We start from the raw sequence: 19,854 nt of genomic DNA, 5'->3' as shown, positions 1-19,854 counted from the left end.
TCACTTCCCTTTATTAAAAAATCACGCCTGCATGTAAAATTACATTGGCATAAGGAGTAGCCTCTCCTGTACGAATAATCGCCTTCGCTTTCTTCGTATGCTCTTTAAATTGTTCATGCGATACATATTCAAACGCTGGCTCTATTAATTTCAGCTCAATCTCTTTATTTACTTCCGCATTAGTGTTAATGACTTCTTCTGCTAACGTTACTTTTTCAATTGCCATATCATCAGCTACCACTTGCAATACATCTAAAAAACTAGGTTTTCCAAGCTCAACAGCTAAATCAATTCGCTTTACTCCGTCAGGAATTGGTAGCCCGCAGTCTGCAATTACAATCGTATCTGTATGCCCAAGTGAAGCAAGGACAGATGCAATCTCACTGTTTAATACACCGTGCTTTTTCATCCGACAATCACCTGCACTTCACGTACTTTATCTCTCGTTGGCATACCACCTTGCGCCCCAAGCTTTGTTACAGAAAGACCACCAGCAATATTCGCAAAACGAATTGCTTTTTGAAGTGTTTCTCCTTCAGAAAGTGCAACTGCTAATGCCCCATTGAATGTATCACCAGCTCCAGTCGTATCTACTACATCAACAGCAATGCTAGGAACATGAACAATCTCCGTACCATTATGGAAACGAACACCGTTAGAACCTTCTGTCATCAATAGTTTATTTGGATATTTAGCCAGTAACTCTTCAATTGGTGATGTGAAATCATCTAATACGATGCGGCACTCATGTTCATTTGGCGTAATATAAGTTGCCTTTTCTAATATATCTTCTGATAACACTTGTGCTGGCGCTGGATTTAACATAACTGGGATTTTGTGCTCCTCACAAATAGCCAATACATATTTTACTGTTTCAAGTGGAATCTCTAGTTGAAGAACAACCATATCTGCTTTTATAAGAAGATCTTTTGAACGATTTACAATCGAATCATTTACAAGAGCATTCGCTCCTTGCACGACAACAATACTGTTATCCTCTTCTGCTAAAACGATATGAGCAATTCCTGTCGCTGTATCTGTAACCGGTACCACATAGTCGATAAAAACACGTTCGTTCTCTAAATTTTTCCTCACTACAGTTCCATAATTATCGTTTCCTACCGCGCCAACCATCGCTACATTTGCGCCTAATCTAGCTGCAGCAACAGCTTGGTTCGCTCCTTTTCCTCCTGGAATTGTATGAAATGCTTCACCAATTACTGTTTCTCCTGCTTTCGGACGTTTTTTTGAAACGGCCACTAAGTCCATTGAAATACTACCTACTACTGCAATATTTGGCATCTGTTTCATCTCCTTACTTCGTTGTATTTCGTTCTATAATTTCAATCGGTAAACGATAGTGTTTCTCTCCTAATACGTTTCCTTCCATCTGCTCTAACAGCAGTTCTGTTGCAATTTTCCCCATTTCATAAATTGGCTGTGCAACAGTTGTAATAGATGGATACATCATCTCTGTTAAAGAAATCCCATCGAATCCGATAATTTGTAAATCATCTGGAATGGAAATTCCCTTTTGAAGTGCAGCCTTTACAATACCTATTGCAATTAAATCATTACCAGCAACAATTCCATCGATATGTGGGTATTCTTCTAATAATTCCACCGCTACACGCTCACTATTAGTTGGATCAAATGTACTCTCTGCAATCATATAAGAAAGATTATTTTGCGTAATAACGTCTACAAAGCCTTCAAAACGTTCATTAGCGGTGCTTACGTCACGCGGTCCGCGAATATGTGCAATATGTTTACAACCTTTATCTATTAATAACTTTGTTGCTGCCTGACTTCCCGCATAGTTATCTGCATATACAGCAGGTATACGCTCATTAAACATACGGTCAATTGCAACGACTGGTACTGACAAATTCATGTAATTAACACTATTTTGTGGATTTGTTGCTACAATAAATCCGTCCACATTATTTTGCCTAAGTACATCAATATATTGCTTTTCTTTCTCTAAATTTTCATCAGAGTTACAAAGTACAACTGTGTATCCTTGCTTATGAGCTACATCTTCTACGGCACGTGCAACTTCTGGAAAGAATGGATTCACGATATTTGGGACAACTAAGCCAATTAAACGAGATTTTTTATTATACAGTGAACGTGCTACTGTACTAGGTTTATAATCTAGCATCTCAATCGCTCGTTCTACTTTCTTTAATGTATCTTCATGAACATATCCATTTTTATTTAACACTCTGGAAACGGTCGCAACAGATACTCCCGCTAATTTTGCAACGTCTTTAATCGTACTCATTCTTTTCCCTCTCCATTTCATGTAACCGTTTACAGAAAATAATATAACGTATTTCTAGAAATACGTCAATCATTTCTCACGAAAAAGCTTTTAAGGTTATACTCAAAAAAGCACCGCCATAAGGCGATGCTTTTTCATTACGAATATGATACAGTTTGTTCTTTTTCCTCTGTAGCTGGCTCTTCAGCATCCTTCTTACGATCTGACAATTTAATCTTCTGTAAGAAGATCGTAAAGATAGCGCCTACTACGATAAATACTAATCCTGTTAAGAATACAGTATGAAGTGAGTCTACTAAAGAGTTTTTCAAAATCGGTACAATGCTGTTAGCGAAAGCTTCTGGCATTTGTTTTAATGCCTCTGGACTAAATAACATTGAATATAAACCTTGTGGGTCTGTATGAATCATATCTTTAAATTTCGTTACCATTTGTCCCGCTTCTTTCGGGAATGTATCTAATACAGGTACTAAATTCTTTGTTAATGTTGTACCTGAAGTGTTATTCATAATCGATCCTAAAATTGTAATACCAAATGTTCCACCGATTTGACGGAAGAACTGACTTGATGACGTTACGACACCAAGGTCTTTTTTCGGGAAGCTTTCTTGTAACGCTAATGTTAATGTTGGCATTACAAGCCCCATCCCTAAACCGATAACCATCATATAAGACGTTGCAGTTAATTTAGTTGTGTGCATATCCATCGTTGTTAATAACCAGAATCCTCCGGCCATTATAAGCATTCCTGTAATAATTTGTGGCTTTACACCAACTTTTAATACAAGTTGCCCACCGATAATACTCATCACAATCATAGTAATCATCATTGGCGTCATAATTGTTCCTGATTCAGCCGCACTTACTCCTACAATTCCTTGCATGAAGAATGGTACGAACATAATTGCACCGAACATTCCGATACTCATAAAGAATCCAATCGCATTTAATAATGTAAATGTGCGATTTTTAAAGAAATGCATCGGTAAAATCGGTTCTTCTGCTTTCGTTTCAACGATAATAAAGCTAACAATACCAATTAGGGCTAATGCAAATAACCCGATAATTTGCCAAGAATCCCATGGGTAATCTTTTCCGCCAAACGTTAATGCAAGTAATAAACTTACAACACCGAGAATCATCGTAAAGATTCCAGCGATATCAATTTTAATTGGTCCTGTTTGTTTATGTGACTTTAATCCCATTGCAATAAAGATTGTTGCTAAAATACCAACTGGCAAGTTAATGTAGAATACCCATCTCCAGTTCACTGCATCTACAATCCAACCACCAACTTGTGGCCCAATTACAGAAGCAAGACCATATAACGCACCAAAAATCCCTTGCCATTTTGCACGTTCTTTTCCCGTGAACATATCTCCGATAATAATCATAGCCATTGGCATCATAATACCGCCACCAAGACCTTGAATACCACGGAAAATAATTAATTCTGTCATACCATTTGCCATACCACATAACGCCGAACCAACCATAAAGATAACTAGCCCTGTTATATATACGTTACGACGGCCAAGTAAATCCGCTAATTTACCTGCAATTGGTACAACTGTCGTTGATGTTAACATATAAGCTGTTGTTAACCACGTCATTAAGCTTAATCCGCCTAGTTCACCGACGATACGCGGCATTGCTGTACCAACGATTGTTCCATCTAATGCAGCAAATAGCATCGCGATTATTAAACCGATCAACAGCAACTTTCTATTTATGTTGTCTTGTTGCTCCATGTAATCTCCTCAATTCCTCTTAGTTATTCTCTTTTTTCTCTTGTGTCCCGCAAATGATTGTTTCTAACTTCTCAAAGAGACGTAACAAATCTTCTCTTTCTTGTAATTCTAAATGTGAGAAATACTTTGCAATATGCTCATTACGAGCCGTCATTGCCTCTTCTACTCTAGCTTTCCCCTTTTTTGTTAACTCAATGACGACAACACGACGGTCATCTTTGTCGTGATAGCGTTCTACAAGCTCTTGGTCAATTAGGCGATCAATCATCACTGTAATTGCGCTAGGCTTTACATACATCTTTTTTGCTAATTTTGTCGCTCTTGAAGCACCGTAATGATCTAAAATCTTTAAAATATAAAACTGCGGTGGTGTAAGTCCTGTTGCTTGCATTTGTTCTAATAACTCCGTCTGCATTTTCTTTCCAATCGAAAACGCAAGAGCTTGAATTTTATCGATGTGCGTCATATCATTTGGCATGTTATCCACCTCTTATTTAAACAATAAAATATTTAACGTATTTAAATATTAATCCCACGAACAAAATCCGTCAACACTTTTTATTTATAAAAACGTTTACATTTTTGTCACAAAGTTGTATAATTTTCGACGAAGTTAATATTGACAGTCACGGAGAATCGGAGTACACGGCTATGAATCATAAAAAAGGAAACTTTTTTATATTTCATGGCCTTTTTATATTCTCTCTGCCTTACAACACTTCGAATTCATTAGGGGAGGATTTTCATTTTATGTTTTTCACACAATTCTTTAAACCTGCGCCCCACGCGGAACGCTTACCAGCTGATCGTGTTGATAGTGAATACCGTAAATTACGTTTACAAGTATTCTTAGGTATCTTCATCGGCTATGCAGGTTATTATTTTGTTCGAAAAAACTTTTCACTAGCAATGCCATACTTACTCGAACAAGGCTTTAGTAAAGGGGAACTTGGGGTTATCCTTTCAGCAGTTTCTATCGCTTACGGATTAAGTAAATTTCTTATGGGTATCGTATCCGACCGCTGTAATCCTCGCTACTTTTTAGCAGCTGGGCTATTTTTATCAGGTATTATTAATATTATTTTCGGCTCATTTTCTTTCATTACAACAAGCATTATACTTATGTTTGTACTGCAGTTTTTAAACGGATGGGTACAAGGTATGGGATGGCCTCCTTGTGGCCGTACAATGGTTCATTGGTTCTCTATTAGTGAACGTGGTACAAAAATGTCTATTTGGAACGTCGCTCATAATGTCGGCGGCGCACTTATGCCTTCCCTTGTAACATTAGGGTTATATTTCTTTGCAAATGACTGGCATAGTATTTTTTACTTCCCAGGTATTCTTTCAATTTTAGTTGGTATTTATGTGTTAATTACGATGAAAGATACACCTCAATCTTGCGGATTACCTTCTATTGAAGAACATACAGGAGAATATCCACCAGATGAAAAAGTACAAGACCGTGAACGTGAACTTTCAGCAAAGGAAATTTTATTTAAATACGTACTAAACAATAAATTTTTATGGTACATCGCTATCGCGAACGTTTTCGTTTATTTCGTTCGCTACGGTGTTGTAGACTGGGCTCCTACTTATTTAGTAGAAGAAAAAAGCTTTACTCATAGTAGCTCACGTACAGCTTACGCTCTATATGAATGGGCTGGTATTCCAGGTACACTTCTTTGTGGCTGGATGAGTGATAAACTATTTAAAGGACGCCGCGCACCTGCTGGTATTTTATTTATGGTTGGTGTATTTATCGCCGTTCTTGTTTACTGGCTAAACCCTCCTGGTAATCCAATGGTTGATAGTATCGCACTTGTTGCAATTGGATTTTTAATTTACGGACCTGTTATGTTAATTGGTCTACATGCACTTGACTTAGCACCAAAGAAAGCGGCTGGAACTGCAGCGGGATTAACTGGCTTCTTCGGTTACTTAGGTGGAGCTGCTTTCGCTAGTGCTGCTATGGGCTTTATCGTAGATGCATTCGGATGGGATGGCGGGTTCATCTTATTACTTGCATCTTGTGTACTTGCAATGTTCTTCCTTGCTCTTACTTTAAAAACAGGCTCTGCAAAACAAAAGCACGCTTAAATACTAATATTATTCTTATCAAAAAAAGAGAGACTGTTCTTTCCAGAACACCTCTCTTTTTTCTACATATAATACTTTTTTCTTACAAAAGATTTATTCTCCCAACCTATATATGTTAGCGTTTTCAAATCACTTCAACTACTAATACAACTGCATTCAATTATTGTATAAAAAGATTTTTGAATATTTTCTCAACTTTTTCTTGTCAAACATTGTCAATTTATATTAAAATAATAACAACATACAAAATATTTAGTCTTTTCTGAAAAGATGGAGGGATAGCCATGAAGAATCCACTTCTTCGCATTGAAAACTTACAGACTTCCTTTCGCATACAAGATCACTATCATGCAGCAGTTGATGATGTGTCGTTAACAGTCCATGAAAATGAAATTGTCGCGATAGTTGGTGAATCAGGTTGCGGAAAAAGTGCACTTGCCCTTTCAATTATGCGACTGCATAATGAAGCAAATACAAAATTACAAGGGCAGCTTAACTATAGAGATAAAGATTTACTTACTATGTCAGCCGCAGAAATGAATAAAGTACGCGGATCAAACATCGGTATGATTTTCCAAGAACCTCTTACAGCACTCGATCCTCTTATGACAGTTGGAAAACAAATCGAAGAAAACTTAGACTACCACACAAACCTTTCAAAAGTTGAAAAGAAAGAACGCACCCTAGAACTACTTCATCAAGTTGGTATTCCAAAACCAGAACTTACATATAAACAATACCCACACGAATTATCTGGCGGAATGAGACAAAGAATTGTTATCGCAATTGCAATTGCTTGTAACCCAGCACTCATTATTGCGGATGAGCCAACAACGGCTCTTGACGTAACCATCCAAGCACAAATTTTAGACTTACTAAAATCTATTCAAGAACAAACGAAAATGGGCATCATTTTAATTACTCATGATTTAAGTGTTGTCGCAGAAACGGCCGATCGTATCGTCGTTATGTACGCTGGACAGGTTGTAGAAACAGGAAAAGTTGAAGAGATTTTTAACAATCCTCTTCACCCGTATACTCGTTCTCTATTAAACTCCATTCCATCTGCTTACGCTGAAAAAGAAAAATTGCATGTAATTCAAGGGGTGGTTCCTACATTGGCGAAGCTTCCTCGCACAGGTTGCCGTTTCCAGGCTCGAATTCCATGGATTAGACCGGATCAACACGAGGAAAATCCAATTTTACATGAAGTAAAACCAGACCATTGGGTACGTTGTACGTGCTACAAACATTTCAACTTCCAAGATAAGAAAGGAGATGACGTAACTCATGGCACTGCTTAAAGTAGAAGATTTAAAAGTACATTTTCCAATTAAAGGTGGTTTCTTCGGCCGCACATTAGATTACGTGCGTGCTGTCGATGGTGTAAGTTTTGAATTACAACCTGGTGAAACATACGGAATCGTTGGTGAATCAGGAAGCGGCAAATCAACAACTGGTAAAGCAATTATGCATTTAACGAAAGCAACAGAGGGCAGCATTCATTTTAATAATAGAGATTTAACAAAGTTAAGTCGCTCTGAGCTACGTGAACAGCGAAAAGATATTCAAATGATCTTCCAAGATCCATATTCATCATTAAATCCGAAGAAACGTGTTCTCGACATTATTGCTGAGCCTCTTCGAAATTTTGAGAAGCTCTCACCTGATGAAGAACGTAGAGCTGTTCAAGAATATCTTGATAAAGTTGGTCTAAATCCAGAGTCAATTTATAAATATCCACATGAATTTTCCGGTGGGCAAAGGCAGCGGATTGGTATTGCACGGGCTCTTACATTAAAACCGAAGCTTATTATCGCTGATGAACCTGTATCAGCACTAGATGTTTCTGTACAAGCTCAAGTATTAAACTTCTTGCAAGATTTACAAGCTGAGCTCGGACTAACGTACTTATTCATTAGTCATGATTTAGGTGTAATTCGTCATATGTGTGATCGTATCGGTGTTATGTATCGCGGACGTATCGTCGAAGAAGCAACTAGTGCAGAAATATACAGTAATCCGCAACATATTTATACGAAGCGCCTAATATCAGCAATTCCTGATATTCGTCCTGAAAACAGAGAAAGACAGCGTAAGCTTCGTCAACAAGTAAGCTCTGAATACGAGAAATCATATGAAAATTATTTCAATGAAAACGGTCGGGCTTATGATTTAAAACCAATTTCGCCAACGCACCGGGTGGCATTACCATAAGGGAGTGATAAAACATGTGGAAGTTTATATTACGGAGATTTTTAGTAATGATCCCGCAATTATTCGTGTTAAGTGTACTTGTCTTTCTATTAGCTAAGGCAATGCCAGGCGATGCCTTAACTGGCAGAGCAATGAATCCAAAAGCGGATCCAAAAGTAATTGAAGAACAACGTGAAAAACTTGGATTAAATGACCCAGTTACAACACAATATGTTCGCTGGATTAAAAATGCCGTCCAAGGTGACTTCGGTATTTCCTATGCACATAAAATGAAAGTAACTGATTTAATTGGAGAACGACTTGGAAATACAGTATCTTTAGCACTTGTCATTCTTATTCTTACTTATTTAATTGCTATACCACTAGGAGTTATAAGTGGGCGGTGGAATGATACATGGGCTGATCGACTCATTACCATTTACAACTATCTAGGATTTGCTACACCACTATTTATATTTGCATTAATTATGCTCTTCCTATTCGGATTTAAGTTTGCTATATTCCCAACCGGTGGTAGCGTAGATCCTCAAGTTGCAACAGGTACATTTGCTTACTATTTAAGCAAATTGAATCACCTTCTCTTACCAGCTTTATCCGGCGCATTAATTGCAACAGTTGGTACTGTTCAATATTTACGAAGCGAAATTATCGATACGAAGCATAAAGATTTTGTTCGTACAGTAAGAGCAAAAGGTGTTCCAGAATCAAAAATCTATTCTAGACATATTTTACGAAATTCATTCTTACCAATTGCAGCCTTCTTAGGCTATGAAATTACAGGATTGGTTGGCGGTGCCATCTTCTTAGAAAGTATTTTTAGCTATCCAGGAATTGGACAACTATTTATACAATCTATCTCTCAACGCGATTTTAGTGTAATAACTGCACTCGTTATGTTTACTGGATTTGCAACGTTACTTGGAACTCTCCTTTCAGATATTATTCTAAGCATCGTCGATCCACGTATTCGTATTGATTAAAGAAAGGAGCAGACGTTATGTTAGCAAACCCTGAAAAACAAACTGAAGTTGTTCATTACGAAAAAAGCCCTTCTGGTTTCTCTATTATGTGGCGAGAACTTCGTAAAGATAAATTAGCAATGTTTTCACTTGTTTTCCTAGCAATCTTATTACTAGCAGTCTACGCAACATCTTTTATTATGAAACAAGAAGATATTGTACGAGTTGATTTATTCGCTATTTATGCTCCTCCCTCTGCTGAACATTGGTTAGGAACAGATTATGGAGGACGCGATATTTTCGGCCAACTTATTATTGGTACACGTAACTCCTTTACAATCGGATTAGCAATTACTATTCTTTCTTGTTTCATTGGCCTTTCAATTGGATTAATTGCCGGTTATTTTGGCGGAGCAATTGATAATATCATTATGCGCATTATCGACTTCGTTATGGTTTTACCATTTTTAATGCTTGTAATTGTTTTTATTACACTTGTTCCTACATTCAATATTTTCACTTTCATTTTAATTATGAGCGTGTTCTTATGGACAGGAAAGGCAAGATTAATTCGCTCAAAAGTATTAACTGAAAAAGAACTCGATTATGTCTCTGCATCAAAAACTTTAGGTACACCAAACTGGAAAATCATTCTTTTCCAAGTGCTACCTAACTTAAGTTCCATTATCATTGTTAGCATTACATTAAACCTTGCTGGAAACATCGGTATTGAATCTGGTCTAACTTTCTTAGGATTTGGTTTACCAGAAAGTACACCAAGCCTTGGAACACTTGTTAGTTATGCTAGAAATCCAGATGTATTACAAGAAAAATGGTGGATTTGGTTACCCGCATCAGTCATGATTTTAACATTGATGCTGTGTATAAATTTTATTGGTCAAGCGCTACGCCGTTCGGCCGACGCAAGACAAAGAAAAGGATAAGGGGTGGAAGAAATGACAAATAAGCCAAAATTTTTCAAAGTATTAAGTACACTTGCGGTTTCAACATTACTACTTTCAGCATGTGGGGGCAGCGGTAGTGGTGGTAGTGAAAAAACGAGCAGCACAAAAAAAGTAGATACAAATAAATTTAGTGCATCTGTTAAAAATGATAAAAAAGAAGTTAAAGATGGTTCATTAACATATGGTCTTGTTTCTAACACACCATTTGAAGGACTTTTAAATTTCGCTGTATATGAAGGAGATCCTGATAACCAAGTCATTACCATTTTCGATGAATCTTTATTATCAAATGACGAAAACTGGGAATACACGAATGATGGCGCTGCTACATATGAAATTTCTGAAGATAAAAAGACAATTACACTAAAAATCAAAGATAATGTAAAATGGCATGATGGAAACCCTGTTACTGCTGAGGATTTAGAATACTCTTATCTAGTGATTGGTAGCAAACAATATGCCGGTTCTCGCTATGACACTCAAATGCAAATGATTGAAGGTATGGAAGATTACCATAATGGAAAAGCTGAAAAAATTTCAGGTATAAAAGTAACGGACCAAAAAACAATTTCGATTACATTTAAAGAGCCGAATCCTTCAGTGAAAACTGGGCTTTGGGCATACCCTCTTCATAAGAAATATTTAGGAGATGTACCAATCGATAAATTAGCAGAATCTGATAAAATCCGCAAAAACCCAATTGGTTTCGGACCTTTTAAAGTGAAGAAAATTACTCCTGGAGAATCCGTTGAATTTGAACGTTTTGATGACTATTATGGCGGAAAACCAAAACTGAAAAGCATGGTTTTAAAAGTTGTTAACCCTTCTGTTGTTAACGCGTCCTTAAAAAATGGTGATATTGACATTGCTGAAGTAAGTGCAGATCAATATCCAAATGTAAGTAAATTAAAAAATGCACAATTAGTCGGTAAAACCGATTTATACTATAGTTATATCGGCTTTAAATTAGGCCATATGGATAAAGAAAAAGAAGAAGTAGTAATGGATAAAGAGAAATTTAAAGATGTTCGTGTACGTCAGGCGATGGCGTATGCTATCGATCGAAAAGAAATTGGTGAAAAATTATATCATGGCCTACGTTATCCGGCTAACTCACCAATCCCACCATCTCTACCAAAATATCATAACAATAAAATTGGTGCCTATGATAAAGATGTAGAGAAAGCTAAAAAGTTATTAGATGAAGCTGGCTATAAAGATACGAACGGGGATGGATTCCGCGAAGATCCGAATGGTAAAGAATTTAAAGCTAATTTCTTATCAATGAGTGGTAGCGATGTAAGTGAACCACTTGCAAAATTCTTTATTCAATCTTGGAAAGACATCGGTCTAAAAGTAGAGCTTCTTGATGGTCGCTTGCATGAATTCAACTCATTCTACGATATGATTAAAAAAGATGATCCAAAAGTTGATCTTTTCGCGGCAGCTTGGGGAACTGCATCTGATCCAGACCCTTCTGGTATTTGGGCTAAAGACGCATCGTTCAATTACACACGTTGGGCTACTGACAAAAACACAGAATTATTAAAAGATGGTATTTCTCCAAAAGCTGCTGATGAAAAGTACCGAAAAGATGTATACGATAAATGGCAAAAATTAGTTCACGATGAAGTACCATTAATTCCACTTCATTATAAATTTGACTTAAAAGGTGTAAATAATCGCGTAAAAGATTATAAATATACACCAGAGGATCAATACAAATGGGGTAACGTTAGCGTAACAAGCGATAAAGCAGAAACAGAGAAATAATAAAATAGCTCCTGGCGCTAAGATACATGCCAGGAGCTATTTTTCATTTATAACCCTTCTCTTGCTATTAATAACAATCAATTCCTTCCCTACTCTAAAATTAAAAGATTTGATGAATCATCTTTATTACAACAGCTAACGTAACAGATGCAGCAAATCCTCCTAAACAAATAAGACCGACACCTTGACTATATGATAAATTTTGAAATGCTTTCATCTTTTTCATCCTCCCTCTCTCCCCTTCGATATTTTCATTTTACCAATGGAATAATTTTCATAACATCGATTTCACTAACAACTAACTTACAAATTTGTAAGTTAACGATTTCTCTTTAAACTTATATATCTAGTATGCCCGCACTCCCCCTCTTTATACGCAAAAAAGACCTCGCATTATATCAAGGTCTTGCTTACACTACAGAATATATCGCTCAATTTATTTAATAATCATTACCGGGCATTTCACTCGTTTCGCTATTTTATGACTGACACTACCAAGCACCATCTCTTGTAGTGTATTTAATCCTCTACTTCCAGCTATAACAAGATCTATATCTCCTGTATTTACATATTGAACGATCGTATCTCCAGGATCACCATGTAATATCGTAATTGTATAAGGAATGTTCTCTTTCTTTAATAAACCTTCAATCTCTTTTAATTTATCTTTTCGGCTAGCCGATATTGTTTCTAAATCTGTTTGGCCTTGTATAATATCTGATTTTGCTGTTCTATTATCTACTACGTACACAACTTCAACATTTGTTTCTTCGCTACATTTCGCAATATATGTTGCATGCTCCGCTGCTCGAAGTGCATGTTCAGAACCGTCACATGCTAATATAATTTGTTTGTACATATGCTGAATCCCCTTTTCGTTATCCTACTCATATTATATAGTAAAGCCTCCTAAAAAGGAGGCTTCTAACTAGCAATTCTTTTATTATAAGTAGCTAAATTTGCAACAAGTTTTGAGCTACGTTCATTTAATCCCGTTATGCTTACTTTCACGCCACTTTGTTCATACTTCATAATAACTTTATCAATTGCGGCTACTGCTGAATCATCCCATACGTGTGCGTGAGAAAAATTCAACTCAATTTCTTTTACATCTTCCTCAAATGAAAAATGATTTATAAAATCTGCCGTAGATGCAAAGAAAAGTTGGCCGTGAATTTCGTATATTTTCTTATTTTCAATATATAAATGTTTCACGTGAATCTTTGTCATATTGAATGCAAATAAAACCGCACTAATTACTGTTCCGATAATTACACCTAATGCTAAATTATGTGTAATTAAGACAATCACAACTGTTACGATCATAACTAATGCATTTCCTTTTGGTACTTTATGAATTGTTGTTACAGAGTTCCAATCAAATGTTCCGATTGAAACCATAATCATAACTGCAACTAATGCTGCCATCGGAATATGAACGACATAGTCACCTAAAACAAATAGTAATACGATTAAAAATCCGCCCGCTACAAATGTTGATAATCGACCTCGTCCACCTGATTTAATATTAATAACAGATTGTCCAATCATTGCACATCCTGCCATTCCTCCGAAGAAACCAGCGACAATGTTTGCAATACCTTGACCGCGTGCTTCCTTATGTTTATTACTTTCCGTATGCGTCATATCATCTAAAACTGAAGCTGTTAATAAAGACTCTAGTAAACCGATAATTGCAAGCATAACTGCGTACGGTAAAATAATCCCTAATGTTTCAAGTGTAAAAGGCACGTCAGGCATGCTAAAGAACGGTAATTCTTTCGGCAGACTTCCCATATCTCCTACTGTTTTTAGCTGTAATCCGCTCATAAGTGCAATACTTGTCACAATAATAATGGAAATAAGTGTAGACGGTATAGCTGTCGTAATTCGTGGAAATACATATATAATTACAAGTCCTAATGCGACAAGTGCATACATTTGCCAAGTTGCATTTTTAAAATGCGGCAGTTGTGCTGTGAAAACTAAAATTCCAAGTGAATTTAAAAAACCACTCATAACAGATTTCGGAACAAACTTCATAAATGAGCTCAGTTTGAACACGCCAAAAATAATTTGGACAATACCCGTTAATATTGTTGTAGCAAATAAATATTGTAAGCCGTGATCTTTAACGAGCGTTACCATTAATAATGCCATTGCACCTGTTGCAGCTGAAATCATTCCAGTTCGTCCGCCAACAAATGAAATGGTAACCGCAATACAAAAGGCAGCGTATAACCCAACAGTCGGATCTACGCCTGCAATAACTGAGAAAGCGATCGCTTCAGGAATTAACGCTAAAGCAACAACAATTCCCGATAGCACGTCCCCTCTCACGTTGGAGAACCAATCATTTTTTATCGTTTGAAACAAAATACCACTCCTCTACTCTTTTACCCCGCTATTTGCCGGGCAGTAAGACCCTACCTCAAAATTCAGCGACAGCAAAGAAGTTAGGTGGGGATCAACTGCCCATAAAAGCCCGATTGGTGAAGGCTAATAATCATTGGGGGATGACCCCCCCAATGATTAAAGTTTCACTTTATCATTTGATTTTCTCCATAAGAAAATCTAAGCCGACTGCACGAAGGCTATTATATAACGAGTAGAGAGATTTTTGCTATGTAAAAGTTTCCTAAAAAAAAAGACGCTACCTTCATAGCGTCTTTTTCTTTAATGTCCACCGTGACCTTGACCACTTTCCTGAACAATCTCTAACCTCTCATCCAGTACACCTTGCGTTTCAAATGAAATATCACTCGTACTTCCTAATAAGAAGCCGTGGTTATATGGCCCAAGTGTTGGGTCATCTTTAAACTTCGGCTGAATAGTAGCAAGGAAGTCATACACTGGTTGTGAAGCTTTCCCTTCTTCTAACAATACAATAGGTGCGTGTTTACCCATATGCGAAAAAGGTGCTCCTGCAACTGCTAAGTCTGGTGTTTTGCTTGAAACAAATGATAAACCGTGACCTGGTTTTGTGAACCCCCAGCCAAATTTCGTTTTTTCATCTTTAAATTTCGCAAAGGCAACCGAATTTTCTGTTGGAGTTTCACCACTAATACGCGTTACTTTCCCGTATTTACTTAATTCTTTTTCTACTTCTTTTGAAATAATTTTTTCTGGTCCTAATACATATATATTCGCTTTATCTTTTCTCACCTTTAATGCCTCTATCGTCGCTTCTGGCACCTTATCTTTCTCTGTATATAAAAGCGGTTCTGGCATATGAGAGATCCAATTTACAGCTGGTGTTGTATATAAACGTCCTTCTTCTTCAGACGAACCGATAATAACACTATTTGGGTAGCTTCCTGTTATATCGGCATATTCTTTATCCACATCTTTAGCAAATATAGCTGGATCCTTTTCTTTTATTTGCTTTACTTTATACTCTTTCAATTGCTCAAGGATAGATGCACCTACATCCCCCATCACCATAATTTGTGTTCCGTCTTTCGTTCCGAGCGGATTTAATCGTTTTATTTCTTTTAACGTCATTTCGGGTACCTTTTCTTTTTCTATAAATAAAATTGGCCCGTTATTCGGATGATGAATAAGATCCGCACTCGCAATACCTAATTGCCACTCGTTTACTGGTACTAAAATAATAGCGCCGGGCTGATTCTCTTTATGCGTTGCTGGCCATATCGTTTGCGAAGTTAATACTGCCATTTGCAGCGAATCTTTTGTGTTTAATCTCGTTACATTTTTTAAGCTTGTCGTTAATAAATCATTCGATGCACCTTCGTTCATTTCTTCCGGCGCAGTTACCTCCTGATTCATTTTCATTTCCTTTTGCTCTGTTTTTTTCTCTTCTTTAGTTTCATGATTTTTATGATCCGTGTTCGTTTGCCCACACGCCGCAAGACCAGCCACCGCAATTATTGTTATCCCAAAGATTCGGGTCATCTTTTTCACTATACCGCCTCCGTATGAATCATTTTTGAGCCAATATCATTACCTAAAATGGAATTTCAACTTTACAATAACAAGCAATTCTGAAGAAATTATGCAGATGAATGATAATCTGCACCATTTCTTCATGATTTTGACTTACAATTTAAGTAATAACTACAAATGCGGAGGTACTCTATGGTCGATATACTACTCGTAGATGATGAGCCGAGAATGCTTGAATTATTAACGCTTTATCTTACTCCAATCGGATACAACTGCGTATGTACAGTATCAGGGGAAGAAGCTATTTCACATATAGAAAATCGAAACTTCAAATTTGTTTTACTCGATATTATGATGCCAAAGATGGATGGGTGGGAAACGTGCAAAAGAATTCGATCATTTAGTAACGTTCCTATCATTATGGTAACTGCTCGTGATCAAACGGTAGATATCATTCAAGGGTTAAAACTTGGAGCGGATGATTACGTAACGAAACCTTTCCATGAAGAGGAGCTTTTCGCAAGAATTGAAGCTGTTTTAAGGCGAACGAATCAACACGCGCAAATCCAATATCACGGCATTTTATGGGATGAGGCAAAGCATTTCGTCTCTGTCGATAATGAAGAACTTCTTCTCACCCCCATCGAATTCTCTTTACTCGGATTATTTTTACGCCATGTGAACTACGTATTAAGCCGCGATCAACTCATTGAACGAATTTGGGGATTAAATACAAATACAGAAGATAGAACAGTCGATTCGCATATTCGTAATTTGCGAGATAAATTACGAAAAGCAAATTTCCCTATTGATCACCATTTAAAAACAGTTTACGGAGTCGGGTATCGATGGGTTGATACTCTAGATTAAGGAGCAAAACGATGAAGCGAATTTCTATTCAACTCGGATTTTATTTTTTAATTGTTACACTTTTAATCGAAAGTGTTCTATTTGTCTTGCTTTATTATAGCCTTGTCAACAATAGAGTAAATGAAGAAATGACAGCTTTATTAAAACGCGGGAATAGTCACCGAGATGTCCTTGAAAAATATTTTGATAAGCAAACAATCTCCCATGTTGCACTAATGGAATCCGAAGCCGAAACGACTGTCGTTATTACAAATGCAAATAAGGATGTACTAGCTAAATCTAATGAAATTAATACTACTATAAAAAAGCATATTGAAAAGATGCAAACACGGACAGATCATGACGGAGCAATTATAGAGAATCATTGGAAAACATCTAATTATATATGTACAGTTAGCCCCATTATAGTGGCAGGGAAAACGGAAGGCTATGTATATATGTTTCTCGGAACGGAATCAATCGAAGAAATGGTTAACGGGCTAACAAAACAATTCATTATTGCCGGAGTCATTACTTTTCTATTAACAGTCATCACCATCTTTCTATTATCACGGTTGTTAACAAAACCATTGTTACACATGAAACATGCCACTGAAAAAATGAGTAAAGGCGATTTATCCGTTTCGTTAACGACTACTCGAAATGACGAAATTGGTGAACTAGCGTCATCTATTCAAACGCTTGCTAATGATTTACATTATATGAAAACAGAGCGAAGTGAATTTCTAGCAAGTGTTGCTCACGAATTACGAACACCGTTAACATACGTAAGGGGTTATGCTGACATTGCATTAAAAGAAAGTACACCTCCTGAGCAACGTTTACGATATTTATCTATTATAAAAGATGAGTCTGATTACATTACGAACTTAGTTCAAGATTTATTTTCACTTGCCCAAATGGAACAACATAACTTTTCTATTCAAGTAACGGAAGTATATTTGCACACCTTCCTTACTCGCATAGCCGAAAAAGTAAACGCGATGTATAAAGAAAGACACATTAAAGTTTCTTTCTTTTGCCCTTCTATACTACTAGTAAACTTAGATGAACAACGCTTCGAACAAGTTATAGTGAACATATTAAATAACGCTTATAGACATTCAAAAGAACATTCTCATATCAACATTTCTGTTATAGAAGAAAATAAACGTATCTCTATTACAATTGAAGATAAAGGCGAAGGTATTCCTCCTGAAGACCTCCCTCACATTTTCGACCGCTTTTATCGAGTTGATAAAGCAAGATCACGAGCTACGGGCGGAACTGGTTTAGGGCTATCTATCGTAAAAGAAATTGTAGAACTACACGGCGGGAATGTTTCTGTAACGAGCGAAGTCGATCACGGGTCTTGCTTTATCATTTCATTACCATCTATACAAAAACACGACTACTGATGGTAGTCGTGTTTCTTTATCATTTTACTTTATAATATAAATTTACAAATTGCCCAAAACGTTTCGTATCCGTTAAAGTTAAATTAATTTCTGGATTCTTGTCTTGAAATAACGGAACTCCAGAACCTAATATATGTGGTGTAATCGTAACAACATATTCATCAATTAGATTATTCTTAAAAAACTCTTTCAATAAACTTCCTCCACCAACCATCCATATTTTAGATCCTTCTTGTGCTTTTAGCCTTTTCGTAAACTCCACTACATCTTCATTTACAAACTCCACGTTTCCGTCTGAGCCTTTTTCTGAACGAGAAAAAACATAACATGCTTTATCTAAGTACGGAAATGTTTCTGTATGCTCTACTACATAATCATACGTTCGTTTTCCCATAATTATTGTATCAATCGTTTCATACATTTCTGTATAACCGTTATCTCCCTCTCCTTCGGTTTCCATTAACCACTCTAAATCATCATTTTCTTTCGCAATATATCCATCCAAACTAGCGGCTATAAATAAAACAACTTCACGTGACATCTCTTTTCCTCCTTACAACGTATATTGATAAAATCACCTTATACGCACTATACTATCCTTAAAACATGACAATTTATGTCATATTAAAAAAGAAACGAGTGAGATAGTTGTCCAAAGCAAAACGTTTACTAGACATTCTTATATTCGCCTCTGCGAAAAGAACATTTACAGCTCAGGAAATAGCTGATGAATTTAACATTTCCGTTCGTACTGTCCATAGATACATTTTGGATTTAAGTGATATGGGATTACCTATTTATGCAGAACAAGGCCGTAACGGAGGATATAAAGTATTAACGAATAAAGTCATCCCCCCTATTTTATTTACGGAAGAAGAAGCGGTCTCCATCTTTTTTGCTTTTCAATCTTTAAGTTACTATCGAGACTTACCTTTTAACACAGAAATCAATTCCGTTACGCATAAACTGTATAACTCCCTACAACATGATGCGAAAGTAAAAGTTGATAAAATACGTTCTTATATCGCCTTTTGGAATCCGAAGAGAATAATTGATACACCTCTTTTAAACGAAGTGTTAACCGCGGCTATTGAAAATAAAAATTTACATTTTCAATACGAATCTAAATCGGGGGTAAAAACAAAACATGTTCATCCTATAGGTGTATACGCTCATGACGGGCTATGGTACTTACCATCCTATGACTTCAGCAGAAAAAAAGTATTACTGTATCGCGTTGATCGTATTCTTTCTATATTATCAACAGAAGAAAATGAAAGTACGTTCATGAATTTAGAAGAATGGTTCGACTCTAACTCTAGCGTCATAAACATTCCTACCCAGTTACATGTCTCATTAACAGTAGAAGGCGTGCGCCAATGTAAAAGTGTTCCTTACCTTGAAGAATTCGTGGTAGTCAATGAAGACGGAACAGGATATATACATTCAACAATTGATAAAGGTGAAGTTAACTTTATTACCCCTTTATTTTATAGACTCGGGAAAGATGCACGAGTTTTAGAGCCGAAAGAATTGATAGATGGTTTACGTATGCGTGCGAAAGAAATTTTACATATGTATGAAGATGAAAAAAGCTGCTAACTATAAGCAGCTTTTTAGTCTTATTGT

General features: G+C 36.5%; 19 protein-coding genes. 9 read left to right on the top strand and 10 right to left on the bottom strand.

Annotated features, from left to right (window positions below; all coding sequences use genetic code 11):
• Positions 1-13 precede the first annotated feature (13 nt).
• From rbsD to VF726_RS25965, 5 genes are all read right to left on the bottom strand, one after another.
• Entirely contained in the window at positions 14-409 is a 396-nt protein-coding gene (gene rbsD / locus VF726_RS25985) for a D-ribose pyranase (protein ID WP_166705259.1), read from the bottom strand.
• On the bottom strand, positions 406-1,302 hold the full coding sequence (gene rbsK / locus VF726_RS25980; protein ID WP_440173021.1) for a ribokinase: 897 nt from the start codon (positions 1,300-1,302) through the stop codon (positions 406-408). Before rbsK ends, rbsD begins: the two co-directional genes overlap by 4 nt.
• Before the next feature lie 13 nt (positions 1,303-1,315).
• Positions 1,316-2,287, bottom strand: coding sequence for a ribose operon transcriptional repressor RbsR (gene rbsR / locus VF726_RS25975; RefSeq protein WP_440173019.1), 972 nt, complete (start codon positions 2,285-2,287; stop codon positions 1,316-1,318).
• A 137-nt stretch (positions 2,288-2,424) separates the two neighbouring features.
• Positions 2,425-4,038 (bottom strand): MDR family MFS transporter, encoded by a 1,614-nt coding sequence (locus tag VF726_RS25970; RefSeq protein WP_440173018.1) that lies wholly within the window; start codon positions 4,036-4,038, stop codon positions 2,425-2,427.
• A 19-nt stretch (positions 4,039-4,057) separates the two neighbouring features.
• Positions 4,058-4,516: a MarR family winged helix-turn-helix transcriptional regulator gene (locus VF726_RS25965; RefSeq protein WP_016089296.1), complete on the bottom strand. Its 459-nt coding sequence runs from the start codon at positions 4,514-4,516 to the stop codon at positions 4,058-4,060.
• A gap of 272 nt (positions 4,517-4,788) precedes the next feature.
• On the opposite strand from VF726_RS25965, the gene glpT reads away from it, so the two are divergent.
• The 6 genes from glpT (at position 4,789) to opp4A (ending at position 12,052) form a co-directional block, all read left to right on the top strand.
• Positions 4,789-6,138, top strand: a complete 1,350-nt coding sequence (gene glpT / locus VF726_RS25960) for a glycerol-3-phosphate transporter (RefSeq protein ID WP_087955406.1) — start codon at positions 4,789-4,791, stop codon at positions 6,136-6,138.
• Positions 6,139-6,422: 284 nt separating this feature from the next.
• On the top strand, positions 6,423-7,442 hold the full coding sequence (locus tag VF726_RS25955; protein ID WP_440173017.1) for an ABC transporter ATP-binding protein: 1,020 nt from the start codon (positions 6,423-6,425) through the stop codon (positions 7,440-7,442).
• Positions 7,429-8,355, top strand: a complete 927-nt coding sequence (locus VF726_RS25950) for an ABC transporter ATP-binding protein (RefSeq protein WP_001196373.1) — start codon at positions 7,429-7,431, stop codon at positions 8,353-8,355. Before VF726_RS25955 ends, VF726_RS25950 begins: the two co-directional genes overlap by 14 nt.
• Positions 8,356-8,369: 14 nt before the next feature.
• Positions 8,370-9,335 (top strand): oligopeptide ABC transporter permease, encoded by a 966-nt coding sequence (gene opp4B, locus VF726_RS25945; RefSeq protein ID WP_048525038.1) that lies wholly within the window; start codon positions 8,370-8,372, stop codon positions 9,333-9,335.
• Between the two features lie 17 nt (positions 9,336-9,352).
• Positions 9,353-10,258, top strand: coding sequence for an ABC transporter permease (locus tag VF726_RS25940; protein WP_262751080.1), 906 nt, complete (start codon positions 9,353-9,355; stop codon positions 10,256-10,258).
• Positions 10,259-10,270: 12 nt separating this feature from the next.
• Positions 10,271-12,052 (top strand): oligopeptide ABC transporter substrate-binding protein, encoded by a 1,782-nt coding sequence (gene opp4A, locus VF726_RS25935; RefSeq protein ID WP_440173014.1) that lies wholly within the window; start codon positions 10,271-10,273, stop codon positions 12,050-12,052.
• Between the two features lie 100 nt (positions 12,053-12,152).
• Here the strand turns inward: opp4A and VF726_RS25930 are convergent, their stop codons facing one another.
• The 4 genes from VF726_RS25930 to VF726_RS25915 form a co-directional block, all read right to left on the bottom strand.
• Complete coding sequence (locus VF726_RS25930; protein ID WP_000738295.1) at positions 12,153-12,278, bottom strand: DUF4027 family protein; 126 nt, start codon at positions 12,276-12,278, stop codon at positions 12,153-12,155.
• Positions 12,279-12,488: 210 nt separating this feature from the next.
• Positions 12,489-12,911, bottom strand: coding sequence for a universal stress protein (locus VF726_RS25925; protein WP_000277995.1), 423 nt, complete (start codon positions 12,909-12,911; stop codon positions 12,489-12,491).
• A gap of 65 nt (positions 12,912-12,976) precedes the next feature.
• Positions 12,977-14,428 (bottom strand): SulP family inorganic anion transporter, encoded by a 1,452-nt coding sequence (locus VF726_RS25920; protein ID WP_440173012.1) that lies wholly within the window; start codon positions 14,426-14,428, stop codon positions 12,977-12,979.
• Between the two features lie 300 nt (positions 14,429-14,728).
• On the bottom strand, positions 14,729-15,976 hold the full coding sequence (locus VF726_RS25915) for a cell wall-binding repeat-containing protein (RefSeq protein WP_440173011.1): 1,248 nt from the start codon (positions 15,974-15,976) through the stop codon (positions 14,729-14,731).
• A gap of 174 nt (positions 15,977-16,150) precedes the next feature.
• On the opposite strand from VF726_RS25915, the gene VF726_RS25910 reads away from it, so the two are divergent.
• Both VF726_RS25910 and VF726_RS25905 read left to right on the top strand, forming a co-directional pair.
• Positions 16,151-16,828: a response regulator transcription factor gene (locus VF726_RS25910; protein ID WP_440173010.1), complete on the top strand. Its 678-nt coding sequence runs from the start codon at positions 16,151-16,153 to the stop codon at positions 16,826-16,828.
• 11 nt (positions 16,829-16,839) lie between these two features.
• Positions 16,840-18,225, top strand: a complete 1,386-nt coding sequence (locus VF726_RS25905; protein WP_440173008.1) for an ATP-binding protein — start codon at positions 16,840-16,842, stop codon at positions 18,223-18,225.
• Positions 18,226-18,244: 19 nt separating this feature from the next.
• Here VF726_RS25905 and VF726_RS25900 read toward each other — a convergent pair whose 3' ends face one another.
• Positions 18,245-18,766 carry a dihydrofolate reductase family protein gene (locus tag VF726_RS25900; RefSeq protein WP_097863365.1) on the bottom strand — a complete coding sequence of 174 codons (522 nt, stop codon included), beginning with the start codon at positions 18,764-18,766 and terminating at the stop codon, positions 18,245-18,247.
• 107 nt (positions 18,767-18,873) lie between these two features.
• On the opposite strand from VF726_RS25900, the gene VF726_RS25895 reads away from it, so the two are divergent.
• Positions 18,874-19,827, top strand: coding sequence for a helix-turn-helix transcriptional regulator (locus VF726_RS25895; RefSeq protein WP_440173006.1), 954 nt, complete (start codon positions 18,874-18,876; stop codon positions 19,825-19,827).
• The last annotated feature ends 27 nt before the right edge of the window (positions 19,828-19,854 follow it).

The organism is Bacillus sp. Brlt_9 (assembly GCF_051948935.1).
Classification (GTDB): domain Bacteria; phylum Bacillota; class Bacilli; order Bacillales; family Bacillaceae_G; genus Bacillus_A.
This window is presented reverse-complemented; position numbering and strand designations above follow the sequence as displayed.

Excerpts from the sequence above, each read along its gene's own strand:
- rbsD (WP_166705259.1), bottom strand. The coding sequence starts at position 409 with ATGAAAAAGCACGGTGTATTAAACAGTGAGATTGCATCTGTCCTTGCT.
- rbsK (WP_440173021.1), bottom strand. The coding sequence starts at position 1,302 with ATGCCAAATATTGCAGTAGTAGGTAGTATTTCAATGGACTTAGTGGCC.
- rbsR (WP_440173019.1), bottom strand. The coding sequence starts at position 2,287 with ATGAGTACGATTAAAGACGTTGCAAAATTAGCGGGAGTATCTGTTGCG.
- VF726_RS25970 (WP_440173018.1), bottom strand. The coding sequence starts at position 4,038 with ATGGAGCAACAAGACAACATAAATAGAAAGTTGCTGTTGATCGGTTTA.
- VF726_RS25965 (WP_016089296.1), bottom strand. The coding sequence starts at position 4,516 with ATGCCAAATGATATGACGCACATCGATAAAATTCAAGCTCTTGCGTTT.
- glpT (WP_087955406.1), top strand. The coding sequence starts at position 4,789 with ATGTTTTTCACACAATTCTTTAAACCTGCGCCCCACGCGGAACGCTTA.
- VF726_RS25955 (WP_440173017.1), top strand. The coding sequence starts at position 6,423 with ATGAAGAATCCACTTCTTCGCATTGAAAACTTACAGACTTCCTTTCGC.
- VF726_RS25950 (WP_001196373.1), top strand. The coding sequence starts at position 7,429 with ATGGCACTGCTTAAAGTAGAAGATTTAAAAGTACATTTTCCAATTAAA.
- opp4B (WP_048525038.1), top strand. The coding sequence starts at position 8,370 with ATGTGGAAGTTTATATTACGGAGATTTTTAGTAATGATCCCGCAATTA.
- VF726_RS25940 (WP_262751080.1), top strand. The coding sequence starts at position 9,353 with ATGTTAGCAAACCCTGAAAAACAAACTGAAGTTGTTCATTACGAAAAA.
- opp4A (WP_440173014.1), top strand. The coding sequence starts at position 10,271 with ATGACAAATAAGCCAAAATTTTTCAAAGTATTAAGTACACTTGCGGTT.
- VF726_RS25930 (WP_000738295.1), bottom strand. The coding sequence starts at position 12,278 with ATGAAAAAGATGAAAGCATTTCAAAATTTATCATATAGTCAAGGTGTC.
- VF726_RS25925 (WP_000277995.1), bottom strand. The coding sequence starts at position 12,911 with ATGTACAAACAAATTATATTAGCATGTGACGGTTCTGAACATGCACTT.
- VF726_RS25910 (WP_440173010.1), top strand. The coding sequence starts at position 16,151 with ATGGTCGATATACTACTCGTAGATGATGAGCCGAGAATGCTTGAATTA.
- VF726_RS25905 (WP_440173008.1), top strand. The coding sequence starts at position 16,840 with ATGAAGCGAATTTCTATTCAACTCGGATTTTATTTTTTAATTGTTACA.
- VF726_RS25900 (WP_097863365.1), bottom strand. The coding sequence starts at position 18,766 with ATGTCACGTGAAGTTGTTTTATTTATAGCCGCTAGTTTGGATGGATAT.